The organism is Mannheimia cairinae (assembly GCF_028649535.1).
GTDB classification, from domain to species: domain Bacteria; phylum Pseudomonadota; class Gammaproteobacteria; order Enterobacterales; family Pasteurellaceae; genus Mannheimia; species Mannheimia cairinae.
Map to the genome: position 1 here is coordinate 336,926 of NZ_JAQSJE010000009.1, position 17,337 is coordinate 354,262.

Here is a 17,337-nt window from a genome sequence, read left to right on the forward strand (position 1 = left end):
CGGTTGTTTTTCTGGAAAATTTTGCAAAAAAATAGTGACATTTAACCGCTTGTGCAAATTATTTGTAGCGTTGAACCGAACTTAATTCATCTTGGGTTGTTAGCCACGCCATTTTTTCTTTAATCTGTTTTTCCATTCCTCTCTCACTTGGGAAATAGAAACGAGTGTCTTTGAGTTCTGGCGGAAAGTAGTTCTCCCCTGCCGAATAAGCATTTGGCTCATTATGAGCGTACCGATATTCTTCTCCATAACCTAGAGATTTCATTAAATTAGTCGGTGCATTGCGTAAATGCTCTGGGACATCATAATCTTTCGCTTCTTTTGCTAAATGCTTAGCTTCATTAAATGCTTGGTAAACCGCATTACTCTTCGGTGCAACCGCAAGATAAATGATAGCTTGTGCAATGGCTCGTTCGCCCTCATAAGCCCCAACCCTAGTAAAACAGTCCCAAGCAGCTATAGCAATTTGCATTGCTCTAGGATCAGCATTACCAATATCTTCAGAGGCGATTGCCAGTAACCGCCTTGCTACATAAAGCGGGTCGCCACCTGCAGTTAAAATGCGAGCATACCAATATAATGCCCCATCTGGCGATGAGCCTCGAATGGATTTATGCAGTGCTGAAATAAGATCGTAATAACGATCGCCACCTTTATCAAACCGAGCTTGTCGTTCGCCTAAAACCTCTGTCAATAATGCTTTATTAAGCACTTTCCCTTGCTTTGTAGCATCTGCCATATCCACCATTAATTCTAGGCAGTTTAGGGCAAATCTAGCATCGCCATTAACATAATCGGCAAGTAACTTTAATACATCATCTTCAAGAATCAGTGTTTCATTACCTAACCCTCGAGTGTTATCTGTTAATGCTGACTGTAATACTTTTTCTATTTCAATAGATTGCAGTGGTTTTAGAATATAAATTCTCGCTCGTGAGAGTAACGCATTATTTAATTCAAAAGATGGATTTTCTGTTGTTGCACCAATGAAAATAATTGTGCCATCTTCAATATGAGGTAAAAAAGCGTCTTGTTGGCTTTTGTTAAAGCGATGAACCTCATCAACAAATAATAAAGTTCGTCTTCCAGATTGACGATTTAATTTGGCTTTTTCTACAGCTTCTCGAATTTCTTTTATTCCACTGGTTACTGCAGAAATGCGTTCTACTTCTGCATCAAGATGGTGAGCGATGATCTCTGCTAAGGTTGTTTTCCCAGTGCCTGGAGGGCCCCAAAAAATCATTGAGTGACTATGGCCTAATTCAATCGCTCTACGAAGCGGTTTGCCTTCAGCAAGTAGATGAGTTTGACCGATATATTCATTTAAATTCTGCGGTCGCATTCTTGCTGCAAGCGGTCGAAAATCTTCAGAAAAATCAAAAGATAGGCTGCTCATTTCATCTCCAGCTGACTTTTTAACGTAAACGTAATTGACGGCGAATTTGACGCATTAATAAGAAAATCCAAGGCCATAATACACCGCTTATTACCGCACCAAGTATTTCTTGAGTATTAAATTCTGCACTATGTAGTAGATATTCAACTACAAAAATTAAGAAACGAATTAATATAATGTAAGCTATTACCAATAGACTTTGTAACCAAAGTGATAAGTTACGCAAAATAAGGTGATATTTTGCAACAAAATAGATGGCAAGAGAAAGAACCAGTGCGTGTATGCCTAAAATAGAACCTAATATTAAATCCCATACTATGCCTGCAATAAATGCGGTGCCAACACTAACCCTATTCGGTAATGCCAAAGCCCAGTAGATTAAAACAAGCACTACCCACGTTGGACGCAACCCTTGAAATCCTATTGGCCAAGGCATAATTTCCAGTACAAAAGAAATCATAAAAATAGCAATTAGCACAAGTAGCTGAAAAATAGGATTTGTTCTCATTATTCAGCTCCTTGCTCAATGTGGTAGCTTTCATTCATTTCCGCATCCGGATGCGTTGCAGGATTTTCTGTTGGATCCTCAGCTTCAATTATCTCTTCTTTTGATTCTAATTGTACTTCTGTTTTCTTATTTGACATTTGTCTTAATCGTTCAAACGGATTCATACTATTACGACGTTCTTCTACCACTTCTCGAACTTGCTCTGGCGATAAACTTTGAGTGTAACTTTTTTCTTCCGAAGTCGGCCAAAGTAGAAGTAAGTAACGTAAGCGATCAAAAGATGCTAATGGTCGAGCAACAATGCGAGCAAATTGACTTTTTGTATCATTTTCTACAGTTTCAACTACTGCTACAGGGTAACCTTCAGGGAAACGTCCACCTAGACCAGAAGTAACTAAAACATCGCCTTTAACCACATCTATTGAGCGAGGTAAATTATCAACAACTAATTCATTATTTACTCCTGTTCCATTAATAATGCCTCGAACATCATTACGCAGTACCTGCACCGGAATAGCGTGTGTAACATCTGTTAATAGCAACACTCTGCTAGATTTTTCACCAACAGAAATAACCTGACCGACAACGCCTTTTTCATCAATAATAGGTTGTCCAACAAATGCACCGTCTAGCCTACCTTGGTTAATAATGACTTGTTGGCGATATACATTCATTTCAGCAGCCAATACTTCGGCAATTTTCTTATATTCATCTTGACGTAAAGGTGAACTTAGTAAGAGTCTTAAGCGTTGGTTTTCTACTTTGAGTTGATCAAGCAACAGCAAATCTGCATTTTTTTCTCTTAACTGCTCTTTTAATAAGTTATTTTCAAGCTGTAATTTATTATTATCAATGAAATTACCACTGACACCATCTAAGATTGAACGAGGTGTATTAGCAAAATAATATAATCCACTTATTGCAGTTTCCATCATATTGCGTGCTTGAATCATTGCTGAACTACGCCCATCAGATATAATGAGTATAATTGAAAGTATAATCGCAATAATAAGACGTGTGCCTAACGAAGGCGATTTAGCAAAAATAGGTTTCATTAGAGAAATATAATATGAAATTTATTAGGAATATATAATGAAAATTGACAATAGAGTTTCTCCATTGCCAACCTTCATTTTAATATTTGATTAAAAGCTATAATTATTCATCATTACTAAACACATCGCCGCCGTGCATATCGATCATTTCTAATGCCTTACCACCACCACGAGCTACGCAAGTTAAAGGTTCTTCAGCAACAATAACCTGAACCCCTGTTGAGTCTGAAAGCAAACGGTCAAGATTGTGTAATAATGCACCACCACCTGTTAGTACCATTCCACGCTCAAAAATATCTGCTGCAAGTTCAGGTGGGCATTGCTCTAATACTGCTTTCACCGCATCCACAATACCATTTAGAGGCTGTTCTATTGCCTCTAATACGTGTTTTGAATTAAGCTCAAATGTACGAGGAGCACCTTCTGCAAGGTTATGACCGTGCACTTCCATTGTTTTAATATCTTCATCAGATTCAATTTTTGCACTTGCGATTTCTTGTTTAATACGTTCTGCTGTTGCTTCACCAATAGCAGAACCAAAATGACGGCGAACATAAGCAATGATTGCTTCATCAAGTTTATCGCCACCAATACGAACAGATGTTGAATGTACAATACCATTTAATGAAAGCACTGCAACCTCTGTTGTACCGCCACCAATATCAATAACCATTGAACCCATTGCTTCGTGAACGGGTAAACCCGCACCAATAGCAGCTGCCATTGGTTCTTCAATTAAATATACTTCACGTGCACCTGCACCAATAGCTGATTCTTTAATTGCTCGGCGTTCTACTTGTGTTGCTCCTGCTGGCACACAAACTAATACTCGAGGGCTTGGACGCATAAAATTATTACTGTGAACTTGCTTAATAAAATGTTGAAGCATTTTTTCAGTTACAAAAAAGTCCGCAATAACACCATCTTTCATTGGACGGATTGCCATAATGCTTTTAGGTGTACGACCTAACATTGATTTTGCGTGTGAACCGACTGCAGCAATACTTTTTAATGATCCCATACGGTCTTGACGAACCGCTACAACAGATGGCTCATCTAAAACAATTCCCTGCCCTTTTACATATACTAATGTGTTTGCTGTTCCGAGATCGATAGATAGATCGTTTGAAAATAACCCTAAAAATTTTTTAAACATAAAAGAATCCGTCAAAATAAATTGTTCAATTAAATCAGCACGTTTTCGTGCGAAAATATTGTCGTTAAATATAGCAAAAAAAGCCCCTGCTCAGCAATGAAAATTTAAGTTGTATTAGAAAATTTGCTGACTTAACTGATATGCATAAATAAGCAGGCTAAATGCAATAAAATACATAATAAAACCTGTTATCGCATCTAAAATTTGCCACGTTCTACGCTTTGCAAAATAAGGCGACAACAAACCTGCACCATATCCAACACCAAAAAACCAAATAAATGAGCAAATTAAGGCTCCTGCTAAAAAATACATTTTCTCATCAAAATTGAGTTTTCCGCCGATACTACCGACAATCACGACAGTATCAATATAGACGTGAGGATTTAAAAAAGTAATTGCAAAGGTAATCATTAATGCTTTTTTTAGTGTGGAGGCATTTTCTCCTTCTGCACTTAAGTACCCTTCACTACGAAAAACACTAATAAAAGAACGGCTTCCATAAGTCAGCAAAAAAATAGCCCCTAATAGCGATATTACTAAGCTAAGAATAGGTAACTCTGCAATAAGCGTTCCTAAGCCAAGCACACCAATGGTCATTAAAAATACATCGCCTAAGAAACACATCGAAGCTATCCAAAAAACGTGCTGTTTTAAAATACCTTGTTTTAATAAAAAAGCATTTTGAGCTCCGATTGAAACAATTAAGCCAAAACAAACTATAAATCCTTGAATAAAAGTATCCATTTTTTCTCCAAACCCCATATTAAGCGGTCAATTATACAGAAAAGTTTGTAAAAATTCGGTATAATTTAAATGATATTCTTTTTACTTAATAGGAAATTTTTATGAGTGATATTATTCAGAATCCATCTTGTGTTGTTATTGCGATTGCTGGTGCCTCAGCATCAGGAAAAAGCCTTATTGCCTCAACCATTTACAAAGAGTTAAAAACAGAATTAGGAACTGATAATATCGGTATTATTTCTGAAGACGCTTACTATAAAGATCAATCTCATCTCTCGATGGATGAGCGTATAAAAACCAATTACGATCACCCAAGCTCTATGGACCACCATTTATTAGTTGAGCATTTACGCCAATTAAAGCAAGGTAAAGCAATAGAAATTCCTGAATATGACTACTCTGTACACAACCGCAAAACAACGACAAAACATTTTGAACCTAAAAAAATTATTATCCTTGAAGGTATTTTATTATTAACAGATGAATATATCCGTAATGAAATCAATGTCTCTATTTTCGTGGATGCACCATTAGATATTTGTTTTATTCGTCGTTTACAGCGTGATATGGTTGAACGTGGAAGAACAATGGAATCTGTTATTACTCAATATCGCAAAACTGTTCGCCCAATGTTCTTACAATTTATCGAACCATCAAAACAATATGCCGATATTATTGTGCCAAAAGGTGGTAAAAACCGTATTGCAATCGATATTTTAAAAGCCCAAATTAAGCAATTATTAAAATAGGAGTTCCTATGCGTTTATGTGATACTGATATTAAGCGTTATTTAGATGAAGGAAAAATCATCATTAGCCCACGTCCCGCTGACGATAAAATTTCAGGTGCGACTGCTGATGTTCGTTTGGGTAACTCATTTCGAGTATTTCGTGAACATAATACACCTTATATTGATTTAAGTGGCCCAAGAGAGGAAGTAACCGCTCAATTAAATAATGTGATGAGTGAAGAAATTATTATTGCAGATAATGAGGCCTTTTTCTTACACCCAGGTGAACTTGCTTTAGCTACAACACTTGAATCGGTGACTTTACCTGCAAATATTGTAGGTTGGTTAGATGGCCGTTCATCACTGGCAAGATTAGGTTTGATGGTTCACGTGACCGCTCATCGAATTGACCCAGGTTGGGAAGGCAAAATTGTATTAGAATTCTTTAATGCTGGAAAATTACCATTAGCATTACGACCTAATATGGCGATTGGTGCCTTAAGCTTTGAAGTGCTAAGCGGTGAAGCTGAAAAGCCTTATAACGCACGCAAAGACGCTAAATATAAAAACCAACAAAGTGCCATTTCAAGCAGAATCAACCAAGACTAAAATTGATATTTTTTTGCAATATGTATCTAAGTGTGTTAAGTTCAAGGTAGTTAATAACAAAACATAAGGAGATCATTATGTTGCATTATTCAGTTGTATTCTTTGTTATCGCTATTATTGCTGCTTTATTAGGGTTTGGAGGCATTGCCGGAAGTGCTGCGGGCATTGCTAAAATTCTATTTTTTGTCTTTTTGGTTGTCTCTATCATCTCATTCTTTTTCAAACGAAAATAGATTAATTCCCAGCCACAATCTTCTGTTGTGGCTTTCATTTCTACTCTAAAACGATTAACCCTGGTAAAGTTGCGAAACTTTGCGATTTAACGGTATCGTGGAAATCATCTAAATAAGCGAGTGCCGAATCTGTTTCACGAATTGCACCATAAAGATTGCTATATAAGCCTTCTTTCGTTATTTTTCGAGCCACAACATAACCTCTATCCAAATAAGGTTTCACTGCCCAGTATGGTAAAGCAGCAACACCTCTTCGGCTTGCAACCAGTTGAATAATAGCAATGGTTAATTCACTATTACGACGAGTTACTTTAATACCGGCAGGATTTAACACTTTACGTAGTAGATCTAACATATCATCAGGAACAGGATATGTAATAAGTGTTTCCTCTTTAAAATCCTCAGCTTCCCAAATCTCTTTCGTTGCTAATGGATGGTCTTTGGAACAAATTGCCACCATTTCATATGAAAATAAGGGCTTATATATAATACCTGCATTTTCTTCCTCTTCTGCGACAATAGCAAGATCAGCTCTGTGGCTTAACAATAAGCCAACTGTATCAGTATGGAACCCAGAAACAATATCAAGTTCTACCAATGGCCAATGCTGGCGGAAAGTATCCATTGCAGGCATAAGCCAATCAAAACAAGTATGGCATTCTACCGCAACTCTTACCTCGCCTACTTCACCTTGCTTTACTCTAGCTAAATCTAGTTCTGCCTCAATAACTTGTGGTAATATATCATAGGCGAGCTTAACCAACCTTTCTCCAGCAGCAGTAAAACGGATAGGCGAACTTTTACGCTCGAATAATGTTAGATCATATTGATCTTCCAATAATTTAATTTGATGGGAAAGTGCTGATTGTGTCAAATGTACCCTTTTAGCCGCAAGTGATACACTTCCACTTTCTTTTAAAGCTATGAGCGTGCGTAAATGGCGAATTTCAAGAAAGATAGATTTCATAATACTTTATCTTAAAATAGAAAACTGAATGGGATTATAACAATAAAAGCGGTCAAATTTTGCAAAATCTTTACAAAACCTGACCGCTTATAACGCTTACATTTAGATTAAATTATTTTGTTAATTGCACTAAAATACGACGCACAGGTTCTGCTGCACCCCATAATAATTGGTCACCCACGGTAAATGCCGCTAAATATTCAGGCCCCATTGCAAGTTTACGTAAACGGCCAACTGGCACGCTTAATGTACCTGTTACTTTAGCAGGTGTTAATTCACGTAATGTTGTTTCTTTATCATTAGGAATCACTTTAACCCATTCATTGTGTGACGCAATAATTTGCTCAATTTCTTCTAGTGGAATATCTTTTTTCAATTTGATAGTAAATGCTTGGCTGTGACAACGTAATGCACCAATACGCACACATAAACCATCAACAGGAATTGGATTATCAGATAAACCTAAGATTTTATTGGTTTCTGCATAACCTTTCCACTCTTCTTTAGTTTGTCCAGTTTCTGGTAATAATTTATCAATCCAAGGAATTAAGCTGCCACCTAATGCTGCACCAAAGTTTTCCGTTGGGAAATCTTCTGCACGCATTTTTGCTGTTACTTTACGTTCAATATCTAAAATTGAAGAAGATGGATTTGCTAACTCAGCTTGAACCGAATCACGTAATTCGCCCATTTGAGAAAGCAATTCACGCATATTTTTTGCACCAGCACCAGAAGCTGCTTGATAAGTTGCAACAGAGATCCACTCTACTAAATCTTTTTCAAATAGACCACCAATCGCCATTAACATTAAGCTTACGGTACAGTTACCACCAACGAATGTTTTAATGCCTTTTTTTAGCCCATCAGAAATAACATTTTGGTTTACTGGATCTAATACGATAATCGCATCATCTTTCATACGTAAAGTTGAAGCTGCATCAATCCAGTAACCATTCCAGCCACTCTCTTTTAATTTTGGATATACTTCTGTTGTGTAGTCACCGCCCTGACAAGTTACAATGATATCTAATTTTTTTAGTTCTTCAATATCAAAGGCATCTCTTAATACACCAGCATCTTTACCACCAAATACCGGTGCTTTTTGGCCTGCTTGTGATGTTGTGAAGAAAATAGGATTGATATTAGCGAAGTTATTTTCTTCAACCATACGATCCATTAAAACTGAACCGACCATTCCTCGCCAGCCGATAAAACCTACATTTTGCATTGTGTTCGCTCCTAAAAAATAATTGTTGTTAAGATTATGAATAAATACAAGATTTTCATTGAAAAATCAATGTTTTTATTCGTGCGAGCTTAAAAGTCTTATCCTTATGATAAAAAAATAATCCGCACCTAAAAGTACGGATTATTGTATGCTCTATTCTTTATTCCATTTATTTGTTAATGTGCCGGCAACCATTGCCCCATTTACATTTAATGCAGTACGTCCCATATCAATTAAAGGCTCTACCGAAATTAATAAACCAACCAATTCGATTGGTAAATTTAATGTTGATAAGACTACAATAGCTGCAAATGTTGCACCACCGCCAACGCCTGCAATCCCGAAAGATGAAATAGCAACAACTAAAATGAGCGTTAAAATATAATTAATACTAAATGGATCGACACCTACTGTTGGTGCAATCATTACCGCTAGCATTGCAGGATAAATACCTGCACATCCGTTTTGACCAATAGTTGCCCCGAATGTCGCTGAGAAATTTGCAATCACATTATTATTACCTAGTTTATTTGTCTGTGTTTCAATATTTAGCGGAATAGTCGCCGCACTTGAACGAGAGGTAAATGCAAAACTCAAGGTTGGTAATACTTTTTTGTAATAATCAAATGGGTTCACTTTGGCAAAGAAAAGTAAAATACCGTGTACCACAAACATTAAACCAATCGCAATATAAGAAGCCACAATAAAGCTACCTAGATTCACAATATCACTCCATTGCGATGTTGCAGCCATTTTGATCATTAATGCAAAAACCCCGTAAGGTGTTAAGCGAATAACAAAACGTACTAAACGCATAATGAGTTTATTTAGCGTTTCAACCCCTTGGCTAATTCTTTCACCTAAATCTTTATCTTCTTTACCTAAACTGAGTGCTGCAAGCCCGAGTAAAGCGGAGAAAATAACGGTACTAATAATTGATGTAGGATTCGCACCCGTTAGTTCTAAAAATGGATTTCTAGGAATAAATGAAAGCAACATTGCAGGCACAGATAAATTACTTACTTGCTCTGCTCGCCCAACTACTCGCTCTTGTGCAGCTAATTCACGACTACCAGCAACTAATCCTTCTGCTGATAAATCGAAAAGGTAAACTAATGCAATACCAATAGCTGCTGAAATTGCGGTTGTCACTAATAAGACAGACAGTACACTAAAACTAATTTTACCTAATGCCCCTGCTTCTTTTAAGCGTGTAATTGCAGATAAAATAGAGACAAAAACTAACGGCATTACGATCATTTGTAGCAAACGAACATAGCCATTGCCGATTAAATTAATCCAATCTAGTGTTGCATCAACAGTGTTTTTTTCGTAAAAAGATTGTAAAAAAGCACCGCTTGCCACCCCTAGCAGTAAACCGATAAAGACAGTTTGCCCTAATTTTTGTGTAGATTTATAAATTTGTGCCAGTAAAAATAAAATGGCAGCAAATACAATTAAGTTTAGAATAAGCATTGTTCCTCCAATAAAAAAATGTCGTAAGACTAATATGCTTACAACACTCAATCAAGACGATTTGTTACTTTACTATAACTAAAAGTTATAACAATTCCCAACTTAAATTGGAAATAAGCCGACATCGCTCACATTTGAAATGAAAAATATTATGCAGTGGTACTGGCAATTTCCAGTCCCCATTACACGATGGGCATTTTCGATTATATTCTTCATTAAAATCTGAACCTAATCTATAGAGATAATAAAAGGTGGGGATTTTTGTTTTTTTCTCGATTTGCTTGCATAATTCCAATCCCATTTTAGACAAAGGGCTATTTTCATTACTGATCTGATTTAATGCCTCAAATTCAAGAATTTGACCTTTCATTTGTAGCTGATCACAAGCTTGCCAATTTTGTTGCCAATTTAGCAACGATTCACTTAGTGATTGATTTTTTAGGCGATAAAGTGGAATAGGAGCAAAGCTTTCACCATCGAAAAGAGGCGAACAGGTATCTAAATGCGTTGTATATAAAATTTGAAAAACAGGTTGCAAAATTTTACTTGTTTCTTCGGCCTGATAGTCTTGCCCTACTATCTCAAAGGCTTTAAATTGAACACCTGCCTCAGCTGCTTGTTGAAGAGCCTCATTAACTTCCTCACTATTGTAGCAAGCTAATAAGCTCTCTTGCTCTGACGTGCAAACTCGTACTTGAAACTCAGTTTGATGAAATGTTATCGGCATCTCTCTGCCAATAACTTGTCCATTATATAACCACTGATTTAAGACTTGACTTATTAGCGTGACAGGGTCTTGTTCAAAGTTCTGATAGCTAAAATGTGCAATTACTTGATACACTAAATACTCTCCGCCATATCTTTAAATTCTTCTTTCACAACAGTTGTTGGCTCTTGATGAATAATTACTTTTGACATTGGAAAAGCAGATAACAATTTTTGTTCTAAACTATCTGTAATTTCGTGAGCCACCAACAAGGTAAGATGATCATCAAGCTCTAAATGTAACTGGATAAAACGGACTGCCCCTGCTCGACGAGTAAGAATGTCGTGAATTCCTAAAATATTAGGATGCTTTGAAGCTATATCTTTAATTAATTCTATTTCTTCATCTGGTAAAGCTTGATCTAATAATGTTTGTACTGCTACCCAAAACATTTTTACGGCATTTAATGCAATATAAAGTGCGATACCAATAGCAAATAAAGCATCAGCATAAATAAAACCCGCACCATTTAGCAACATCGCCACTAAAATTGCCCCATTCATAAATAAGTCTGTCTGGTAGTGTAAGGAATCAGCTTCAATCGCAGGGCTTTGGGTAATGCTCACTACATAACGCTGGTAAAATACTAATATTGCGGTTACAGCCATTGACACAATACTGACTATTACACCAATATTTGATTGTTCAATTAATTCGGGATCTGTTAATTTATGAAAGCCTTGAAGTAACAAAAACACAGCTGAGCCTGAAATAAAAGCACTCTGTGCTAAAGCTGCTAAAGATTCTGCTTTACCGTGCCCAAAAGCGTGATTGTCGTCTGCAGGCTGTAAAGCAAAACGCAATACCAAAATATTCGTCAATGATGCGAATAAATCGACAACGGAATCTGTCATTGCGGCTAAAATTGAAATAGACCCAGTTTTCCACCAAGCAAGTGCTTTAATAATTATTAAAGAAACCGCAACAATAATGGCTAAATTAGCCGCTCTTTTAACTAATTTATTGTATTCTTCTCTCATTTCTATTATCTACATTCAATTTGCCACCGCATTTGGTTAAAGGCTAAAGCGAGCTTTATCATCTCATCTGTGTAAGCGGTCAAATTTTCTGATTTTTTTGCAATTTTATTGACTGCACGCTTATCTGAAAATTGTAGTTGCCCATAGCCACAAGCCAAATCTCGCCCACGTGTTACCTCAAACATTATATTTTGAAAGCGTTCTGTTGGTGGGTATATAATCTGACTTTGCAACTCATTTTGCCAAATACCAAATTCAGTGGCTACATTAGGTTGTTTCGCAAAGCTAGATTGACGAAAAGCAAGACGTTGTTCTAAGGTTTGTCCTTTACTATTTTTATCTAAGAAAAAGAGAATGCCTTTATCCCAATCTTCTGCATTTTTAGTGCTATTCTCGGGTAAATAGAGCAAATGTTGCATATCATCCAGTTGATTATCCGTTATTTTTACGTAACGTTGCCCTTGAAATTCTACTTTATCCGGTATGGAAAATTGGGAGATATTGTTTGCACAACTTGATAACAATAAAGCCATAGGGGCGAATAATATTCGCCCTTTTTTCATCAATAGGCGTATGTAATACGCCCCTACATTTTTGTTCATTACTGTTCTTCTCGTTTAAAGACTAATTCTGTTTCGGTAGAGTTTTCTCCATCAAACCAATAACCGCCATAATTAAAAGCTTTTAACTGTTCAATTTCAGTTGGTTGATTTTCTAATATAAAACGAACCATCATTCCACGGGCTTTTTTAGCATAAAAACTAATAACTTTATATTTGCCATTTTTTTCATCTAAAAAAATAGGTTTAACAATCGTTGCGTTTAAATGGTGTGTTTTAACCGCATTAAAATATTCATCCGAAGCCAGGTTTACCAATACCCCGTCTCGCTGTTCATCGATCGCTTGTTGAAGATATTCTGTAATAGTATTACCCCAAAAGGCATAAAGATTCTTACCTTTAGGGTTCACCAGTTTCGTTCCCATTTCAAGACGATAAGGTTGCATTAAATCTAACGGGCGTAATAATCCATATAAGCCAGATAACATTCGTAAATGCGTTTGTGCGTACTCTACCTGCTCTTTTGTTAAGCTTTTTGCATCTAACCCCGTATAAACATCACCTTTAAATGCAAATAATGCAGCTTTTGAATTTTGTTCGGTATGTTCAAATGCCCATTCGGTAAATCGAGCAACATTAAGGGCGGCTAATTTATCACTGATAGACATTAAACTGCCAACTTCTGCAGGCGAAAGCTGTTTACAAATATTGATCAATTCTTGACTGTAAGCGGTCAAAGTTGGTTGAGAAAATGCAAAACCGTCAACTTTACTTTCAAAATCTAACGTTTTTGCTGGGGAAATAATAGCTAACATATGGCTCCTTTTTCTAAAAAGGGAAATATTATAGCAGAAAAGTAAAATTTTGAGCTAACCGATGAAATCATTTAATAAACACGCTAAAATATATCCCAATGTGCTTTTTTATTTAAGAAAATTTAATAAGGGAAAATTATGACTCAACTTAGTGTTGTTATTTTAGCTGCTGGTAAAGGTACTCGTATGTATTCAGATTTACCAAAAGTATTGCATCCAGTTGCTGGAAAACCGATGGTCAAACACGTAATTGATACCGCTAAACAATTAGAAGCTAATCAAATTCATCTTATTTATGGACACGGTGCTGATTTATTAAAAGCCCGATTAAATGAAGAACCTGTTAATTGGGTTTTTCAAGCTGAACAACTCGGTACTGGTCACGCAATGCAGCAAGCAGCTCCGTTTTTTGCAGATAATGAAAACATTGTAATGCTTTATGGTGATGCTCCTTTAATTACTAAAGAGACGCTGGCTCGTTTAATCGCTGAAAAACCAGAAAATGGTATTGCTCTCTTAACCGTTGAGCTGGCAAACCCAACGGGATATGGCCGTATTATTCGAGAAAATGGTTCAGTTGTTGCGATTGTTGAACAAAAAGATGCTACCCCAGAGCAGTTAAAAATTCAGGAAGTTAATACTGGTGTTATGGTGGCAAGCGGTGCAAGCTTTAAGAAATGGTTAAATAATTTAGATAATAACAATGCTCAAGGCGAGTATTATATTACTGATGTTATTGCTATGGCGAATAAAGATGGTTTTAAAGTTCAAGCGGTACAGGCAGATGAATTTATGGAAGTAGAAGGTGCTAATAACCGTTTACAACTAGCTGCATTAGAACGTTTTTATCAAAAAAGAGAGGCTGAAAAATTACTATTAGCCGGTGTTACTATCATTGATCCAACCCGTTTTGATGTTCGTGGCAATATTGTTCACGGTAAAGATGTGTATATTGATGTTAATGTTATTTTAGAAGGTAATATCAAACTAGGTAATAATGTAAAAATTGGTGCTGGTTGCGTACTAAAAAATTGTGAAATTGGCGACAATGTAGAAATTAAACCGTATTCTGTAATTGAAGATGCTGTTGTTGGAGCAAAATCGGCAATCGGGCCATTTTCACGCTTGCGTCCTGGTGCAGAATTAGCAGAAGAAACACATATTGGTAACTTTGTTGAAATTAAGAAAGCCGTTGTTGGTAAGGGGTCTAAGGTAAACCATCTAACCTATATTGGTGATGCAGAAATTGGAACAGATTGTAATATCGGTGCAGGTGTGATCACCTGTAATTACGATGGTGCAAACAAATTTAAAACCATTATTGGCGATAATGTTTTTGTCGGTTCAGACAGCCAATTAGTTGCACCGGTTACTATTGCTAGCGGCTCAACTATCGGAGCTGGAGCGACGGTAACTAAAGATATTGCTGAAAATGAATTAGTTATTAGCCGAGTACCACAACACCATATTCAAGGTTGGAAACGTCCAACTAAAAAATAAAGCTAACATAGCTTTAAAATTAATGCCTCTATTGAGTCAATAGAGGCATTTATCATTATAAAGTTTTTGCTAAATCTTTAATAAATTCTTTGAATTCTGTCCCACATTTATCGTGATGCAAACTATATTCAACAAAGGCTTTCATATAGCCAACTTTATCACCACAGTCAAATGAACGACCTGTCATATTAAATGCTTCAACTGTTTCTTGTTGAATCAACATATCAATAGCATCCGTTAATTGGATTTCATCGCCCACACCCACAGGTGTTCTTTCCAATAAATCCCAAATATTAGCTGAGAACACATAACGTCCCACAACCGCTAAATTTGATGGTGCCTCTTCTACACTTGGCTTTTCTACCATACGGCTAATTGGTGCTGAATCACCTAGCGGAATATCTACTCCATTGCAATCAGCTACACCATAACTACTGACATTTTCCATCGGTACTGGTGCCACCATAATCTGGCTATTTCCCGTTTCTTTGAAACGTTTAATCATTGCAGCCAGATTTTCTGTTTTTTGGTTTGCAGTAAAGTCACCTAATAATACATCAGGTAAAACCACTGCAAAAGGTTCATTTCCAATTACTGAACGTCCACATAAAACTGCGTGTCCAAGCCCTTTTGCTTGCCCTTGTCTAACGTGAATTAAGGTAACATCTTTTGGTACTATTGAGCGTACTTCCTCTAGTAATTGACGCTTAACTCGTTTTTCAAGCATTGTTTCAAGCTCAAAAGAGGTATCAAAATGGTTTTCGATCGCATTTTTTGAAGAATGTGTAACCAGTACAATTTCCTTAAACCCTGCAGCAACACATTCATTTACTATATATTGAATTAACGGTTTATCTGCAAGGGTTAGCATCTCTTTTGGAATAGCTTTTGTTGCAGGCAACATTCGTGTGCCAAGACCAGCTACAGGAATAATAACTTTCATTGAAAATCCTTTAAGTAATTATTTATTATTTTAAAATTAACCGCTTGTCTGTTTAACAAGCGGTTAGATTTCACTGATATTTTACCAATTATTGACGTAATAATGCTAAAATTTCATCTGTTTTTTGTTGCATTAATGCTTTATCGCCACGTGTTTCTAAATTTAAGCGAACGACTGGTTCGGTGTTAGAGCTACGTAAATTAAAACGCCAATTCTCAAACTCTACACTAATACCATCTAGTGTTTCAACCTTACCATCTTTGTAAGCTTCTTTCACCCGAGCAATAGAGGCTTGTGCATCGGTAAGTTTGCTATTAATTTCGCCTGGCGATGGGAATTTATCTAAACGCTCGCCCACTAATTCACTTAATGATTTGCCTGTAGTGCAGAGTAATTCTAATGTTAATAACCACGGAATCATTCCACTATCACAGTAGAAGAAGTCTCGGAAATAGTGATGTGCAGACATTTCACCACCATAAATAGCATCAACTTCACGCATTTTTTCTTTAATGAAAGAGTGCCCTGATTTAGACATTACAGGCACTCCACCCGCCCCACTGACTAGTTCTTCGGTATTCCAAATTAAGCGAGGGTCATAGATGATCTTAGCACCTTTATTTTTAGCTAAAAATGCTTGTGATAATAAACCTACCACATAATAGCCTTCAATAAAGCCACCTTTTTCATCAAAAAAGAAACAACGGTCAAAATCGCCATCAAATGCAATACCAGCATCTGCTTTAGTTTCTAAAACAGCTTGGATAGAGTCTTCACGATTTTCGTGCAAAATTGGGTTAGGAATACCATTTGGGAAATTACCATCTGGATTATTGTGTACTTTGATAAATTCAACAGGTACCTGATGAGCTTTAAATTGTGCTTCAATCGCATCAATAATTTGACCTGCTGCACCATTTCCAGAATTAATCACTAATTTTTTCGGTGTTAGCTTACTTAAATCAATGTATGAAAGAAGATGTTCAACATACTCACCTTGCACTGATTTCTGTGTATAAGTGCCTCGTTTTTCAACAGCTGGAAAATTATTTTCTTCAGCCAAACGTTGAATATCCGCTAAACCAGTGTCGGCACTAATTGGTCTAGAACCTTCTCGCACCAGTTTCATACCATTATAATCCATCGGATTATGACTTGCCGTTACTTGAATACCGCCATCTGTTTTTAGGAATGAGGTGGCAAAATATACCTCTTCTGTTCCAGTTAAACCCAGATCAATAACATCTACACCTGAATCTAACAAACCGTTTGTAACAGCACTTTTAAGTTCATTACTAGTTAAACGAACGTCTCCACCCACTACTATTGATTTTGGCTTAAGATATTGACCAAATGCTCGACCAATACGATATGCAATATCTGTATTTAACTCTGTACCTAATTGGCCACGAATATCATAAGCTTTAAAACAAGTAAGTTTTCCCATAGTGTTTTCCTTGTGAGGTTAATGAATTAATCCGATTTATCCTCGTCTGCCGAGGCTTTAATCTTGTCATAAATCTCTTGACGGTGTACTGAGATCTCTTTAGGTGCATTCACACCTAATTTAACTTGGTTTCCTCGTATGCTGAGTACCGTGATCTCAACATCGTCTCCTACGAGTAAAACCTCCCCAATTTTACGAGTTAGAATAAGCATAATTGTCTCCTA

19 protein-coding genes are annotated in these 17,337 nt (G+C 36.5%); 4 read left to right on the forward strand and 15 right to left on the reverse strand.

Going from position 1 to position 17,337, the window contains the following annotated elements; translation table 11 throughout:
• Positions 1–58 precede the first annotated feature (58 nt).
• The 5 genes from PTQ27_RS10570 to PTQ27_RS10590 form a co-directional block, all read right to left on the reverse strand.
• The gene (locus PTQ27_RS10570) at positions 59–1,396 is read right to left on the reverse strand and encodes a replication-associated recombination protein A (RefSeq protein ID WP_273748707.1); all 1,338 of its coding nucleotides are present in this window, start codon (positions 1,394–1,396) and stop codon (positions 59–61) included.
• Between the two features lie 19 nt (positions 1,397–1,415).
• Positions 1,416–1,904, reverse strand: coding sequence for a rod shape-determining protein MreD (gene mreD, locus PTQ27_RS10575; RefSeq protein ID WP_273748706.1), 489 nt, complete (start codon positions 1,902–1,904; stop codon positions 1,416–1,418).
• On the reverse strand, positions 1,904–2,959 hold the full coding sequence (gene mreC / locus PTQ27_RS10580; protein WP_273748705.1) for a rod shape-determining protein MreC: 1,056 nt from the start codon (positions 2,957–2,959) through the stop codon (positions 1,904–1,906). The genes mreD and mreC overlap by 1 nt, the downstream gene beginning before the upstream one ends.
• Before the next feature lie 103 nt (positions 2,960–3,062).
• Positions 3,063–4,115, reverse strand: a complete 1,053-nt coding sequence (locus PTQ27_RS10585; RefSeq protein ID WP_273748704.1) for a rod shape-determining protein — start codon at positions 4,113–4,115, stop codon at positions 3,063–3,065.
• Between the two features lie 114 nt (positions 4,116–4,229).
• Positions 4,230–4,859 carry a LysE/ArgO family amino acid transporter gene (locus PTQ27_RS10590; RefSeq protein ID WP_273748703.1) on the reverse strand — a complete coding sequence of 210 codons (630 nt, stop codon included), beginning with the start codon at positions 4,857–4,859 and terminating at the stop codon, positions 4,230–4,232.
• A 101-nt stretch (positions 4,860–4,960) separates the two neighbouring features.
• Between PTQ27_RS10590 and udk the strand changes: the two genes are divergently transcribed.
• From udk to PTQ27_RS10605, 3 genes are all read left to right on the forward strand, one after another.
• Positions 4,961–5,608, forward strand: a complete 648-nt coding sequence (udk, locus tag PTQ27_RS10595) for a uridine kinase (RefSeq protein ID WP_273748702.1) — start codon at positions 4,961–4,963, stop codon at positions 5,606–5,608.
• Between the two features lie 8 nt (positions 5,609–5,616).
• Entirely contained in the window at positions 5,617–6,198 is a 582-nt protein-coding gene (gene dcd / locus PTQ27_RS10600; RefSeq protein WP_273748701.1) for a dCTP deaminase, read from the forward strand.
• 77 nt (positions 6,199–6,275) lie between these two features.
• A complete protein-coding gene (locus PTQ27_RS10605) occupies positions 6,276–6,431 on the forward strand; it encodes a DUF1328 domain-containing protein (protein ID WP_273748700.1) in 156 nt (51 codons plus the stop codon).
• A 40-nt stretch (positions 6,432–6,471) separates the two neighbouring features.
• Here the strand turns inward: PTQ27_RS10605 and PTQ27_RS10610 are convergent, their stop codons facing one another.
• The 7 genes from PTQ27_RS10610 to yaaA form a co-directional block, all read right to left on the reverse strand.
• Positions 6,472–7,398, reverse strand: a complete 927-nt coding sequence (locus PTQ27_RS10610) for a LysR family transcriptional regulator (protein WP_273748699.1) — start codon at positions 7,396–7,398, stop codon at positions 6,472–6,474.
• Between the two features lie 112 nt (positions 7,399–7,510).
• A complete protein-coding gene (gene asd, locus PTQ27_RS10615) occupies positions 7,511–8,626 on the reverse strand; it encodes an aspartate-semialdehyde dehydrogenase (RefSeq protein ID WP_273748698.1) in 1,116 nt (371 codons plus the stop codon).
• 153 nt (positions 8,627–8,779) lie between these two features.
• Positions 8,780–10,102, reverse strand: coding sequence for an L-cystine transporter (locus PTQ27_RS10620; RefSeq protein WP_273748697.1), 1,323 nt, complete (start codon positions 10,100–10,102; stop codon positions 8,780–8,782).
• 85 nt (positions 10,103–10,187) lie between these two features.
• Positions 10,188–10,943: a Zn-ribbon-containing protein gene (locus tag PTQ27_RS10625; protein WP_273748696.1), complete on the reverse strand. Its 756-nt coding sequence runs from the start codon at positions 10,941–10,943 to the stop codon at positions 10,188–10,190.
• Positions 10,943–11,848 carry a cation diffusion facilitator family transporter gene (locus PTQ27_RS10630; RefSeq protein WP_273748695.1) on the reverse strand — a complete coding sequence of 302 codons (906 nt, stop codon included), beginning with the start codon at positions 11,846–11,848 and terminating at the stop codon, positions 10,943–10,945. Before PTQ27_RS10630 ends, PTQ27_RS10625 begins: the two co-directional genes overlap by 1 nt.
• 5 nt (positions 11,849–11,853) lie before the next feature.
• A complete protein-coding gene (locus PTQ27_RS10635; protein ID WP_273748694.1) occupies positions 11,854–12,450 on the reverse strand; it encodes an HI_0983 family protein in 597 nt (198 codons plus the stop codon).
• The gene (gene yaaA, locus PTQ27_RS10640; protein ID WP_273748693.1) at positions 12,450–13,223 is read right to left on the reverse strand and encodes a peroxide stress protein YaaA; all 774 of its coding nucleotides are present in this window, start codon (positions 13,221–13,223) and stop codon (positions 12,450–12,452) included. Before yaaA ends, PTQ27_RS10635 begins: the two co-directional genes overlap by 1 nt.
• 138 nt (positions 13,224–13,361) lie before the next feature.
• Between yaaA and glmU the strand changes: the two genes are divergently transcribed.
• Positions 13,362–14,723 carry a bifunctional UDP-N-acetylglucosamine diphosphorylase/glucosamine-1-phosphate N-acetyltransferase GlmU gene (glmU, locus tag PTQ27_RS10645; protein ID WP_273748692.1) on the forward strand — a complete coding sequence of 454 codons (1,362 nt, stop codon included), beginning with the start codon at positions 13,362–13,364 and terminating at the stop codon, positions 14,721–14,723.
• Between the two features lie 55 nt (positions 14,724–14,778).
• Here the strand turns inward: glmU and galU are convergent, their stop codons facing one another.
• The 3 genes from galU to csrA all read right to left on the reverse strand — a co-directional run bounded on the left by galU (position 14,779) and on the right by csrA (position 17,325).
• Positions 14,779–15,666 (reverse strand): UTP--glucose-1-phosphate uridylyltransferase GalU, encoded by an 888-nt coding sequence (galU, locus tag PTQ27_RS10650; RefSeq protein ID WP_273748691.1) that lies wholly within the window; start codon positions 15,664–15,666, stop codon positions 14,779–14,781.
• An 88-nt stretch (positions 15,667–15,754) separates the two neighbouring features.
• Complete coding sequence (locus PTQ27_RS10655; RefSeq protein WP_273748690.1) at positions 15,755–17,113, reverse strand: phosphohexomutase domain-containing protein; 1,359 nt, start codon at positions 17,111–17,113, stop codon at positions 15,755–15,757.
• Positions 17,114–17,139: 26 nt separating this feature from the next.
• The gene (gene csrA / locus PTQ27_RS10660) at positions 17,140–17,325 is read right to left on the reverse strand and encodes a carbon storage regulator CsrA (protein WP_273748689.1); all 186 of its coding nucleotides are present in this window, start codon (positions 17,323–17,325) and stop codon (positions 17,140–17,142) included.
• Positions 17,326–17,337 lie beyond the last annotated feature (12 nt).